This window comes from Rosenbergiella gaditana (assembly GCF_018494065.1).
Lineage (GTDB): Bacteria > Pseudomonadota > Gammaproteobacteria > Enterobacterales > Enterobacteriaceae > Rosenbergiella > Rosenbergiella gaditana.
This window is the reverse complement of record NZ_JABBFR010000063.1, coordinates 1-472: the sequence shown is the minus strand read 5'-3', so window position 1 is coordinate 472 and position 472 is coordinate 1. Positions and strand designations below refer to the sequence as shown.

1 pseudogene is annotated in these 472 nt (G+C 48.1%); it reads left to right on the top strand.

Going from position 1 to position 472, the window contains the following annotated elements:
- Positions 1–74: 74 nt before the first annotated feature.
- Positions 75–326: pseudogene (locus tag HH682_RS16060) on the top strand (helix-turn-helix domain-containing protein); the annotation flags it as partial.
- Between the last annotated feature and the right edge of the window lie 146 nt (positions 327–472).

The window sequence follows — 472 nt, the reverse complement described above, 5'->3', positions numbered from 1 at the left end:
TAAGCTGGTATCGCGACCGCTGTGTAAGGTGACTAAACCGCCGCTGTCCAGCGTTGTCTCTTGATGGGTCAGGGAACCAGATACGTCGCTATGAAGCGGGAATAGCATAACCTACCTTAGACGCCCTGATAAGATTGGCGAAGGTCTTGCATATTTCGCTGGATGACCTAGTGTTTGAAGACCGTGAACGCGGACCATCTGAAGACCTGATCTTCCAGTTTGAGGCAGTCAGTGGAATGCAGGAAGAAGAACGCCTGATTATCAGGGCATTGCTGGATGGGATGATATTGAAGTACCAGGCTAAACAGATTAATGAGCGCAGTTAAAGCAGGATGCAACCTGCCTTAACTGCTAACCACAAGCAACTATGGAGGTAGTTACTATGGCTAAGACACATCATAAGCCAGAGACAGGCACACCCACAACTCAATCAAGGCGTTATACCGTGGGATATGTTCGGGATCACATTAAA